Source organism: Streptococcus mitis (genome assembly GCF_002096855.1).
Taxonomy (GTDB): Bacteria; Bacillota; Bacilli; order Lactobacillales; family Streptococcaceae; genus Streptococcus; species Streptococcus mitis_Y.
Map to the genome: position 1 here is coordinate 1 of NZ_NCVH01000020.1, position 1,414 is coordinate 1,414.

A 1,414-nucleotide genomic window follows, 5' to 3' on the forward strand; every position below is an offset into this window, starting at 1 on the left:
GGCTCTTTGTCAACTGTAGTGGGTTGAAGAAAAGCTAATATCTAGAAAGGACAAATTTCGTCCTTTCTTTTTTGATATTCAGAGCGATAAAAATCCGTTTTTTGAAGTTTTCAAAGTTCCGAAATCCAAAGGCATTGCGCTTGATAAGTTTGATAAGATTATTGGTGGCTTCCAGTTTGGCGTTGGAATAGGGTAGTTGAAGGGCGTTGGCAATTTTCTCTTTATCCTTGAGGAAGGTTTTAAAGACAGTCTGAAAAAGAGGATGAACCTGCTTTAGATTGTCCTCAATGAGCCCGAAAAATTTATCCGGTTCCTTATTCTGAAAGTGAAAAAGCAAGAGTTGATAGAGATGGTAGTGGTGTTTCAAGTCTTCTGAATAGCTCAAAAGCTTGTCTAGAATTTCTTTATTCGTCAAGTGCATGCGAAAAGTAGGGCGATAAAAACGTTTATAGCTGAGTTTCCGACTATCTTGTTGGATGAGTTTCCAGTAACGCTTGATAGCCTTGTATTCATGGGATTTTCGATGAAACTGATTCATGATTTGGACACGCATACGACTCATAGCACGGCTCATGTGTTGGACAATATGGAAACGATCCAACACGATTTTAGCGTTTGGAAAAAGCTGTTTAGCCAAGTCATAGTAAGGGCTAAACATATCCATAGTAATGATTTTCACTCGACATCGGACGACTCTATCATATTTAAGAAAGTAATTTCGAATAATAGCTTGTGTTCTTCCCTCGAGAACAGTGATGATATTGAGCTTTTCAAAATCTTGTGCAATGAAACTCATTTTTCCCTTTGTAAAGGAGTACTCATCCCAAGACATAATCTCAGGCAGACGAGAAAAATCAGACTTAAAACGGAAGTCATTGAGCTTGCGAATGACAGTTGAAGTTGAGATGGCCAGCTGATGGGCAATATCGGTCATAGAAGTTTTTTCAATCAGCTTCTGAGCAATTTTTTGGTTGATGATACGAGGGATTTGATGATTTTTCTTTACTAGAGGAGTCTCAGCAACCATCATTTTTGAACACTGATAGCACTTAAAACGACGTTTTCTAAGTAGAATTCTAGTAGCCATACCAGTCGTTTCTATGTAAGGGATCTTAGACGGTTTTTGAAAGTCATATTTCTTCATTTGCCTTCCACAATCAGGGCAAGATGGGGCCTCATAGTCCAGTTTAGCGATGATTTCTTTGTGGGTATTCCTATTGATGACATCCATAAATTGGATATTAGGGTCTTTAATGTCTAGTAGTTTTGTGATAAAATGTAATTGTTCCATAGGATTCTTTCTAATGATGGTTTGGTCGCTTTTCATTATAGATCTTATGGGACTTTTTTTCTACAATAAAAACGGCTCCATAATATCTATAGGGGATTTACCCACTACAAATATTATAGAGCC

General features: G+C 37.5%; 1 protein-coding gene. It reads right to left on the minus strand.

Annotated elements, in window-relative coordinates; genetic code table 11:
• Positions 1-34: 34 nt before the first annotated feature.
• Entirely contained in the window at positions 35-1,291 is a 1,257-nt protein-coding gene (locus B7698_RS00640; protein WP_031233301.1) for an ISL3 family transposase, read from the minus strand.
• Positions 1,292-1,414 lie beyond the last annotated feature (123 nt).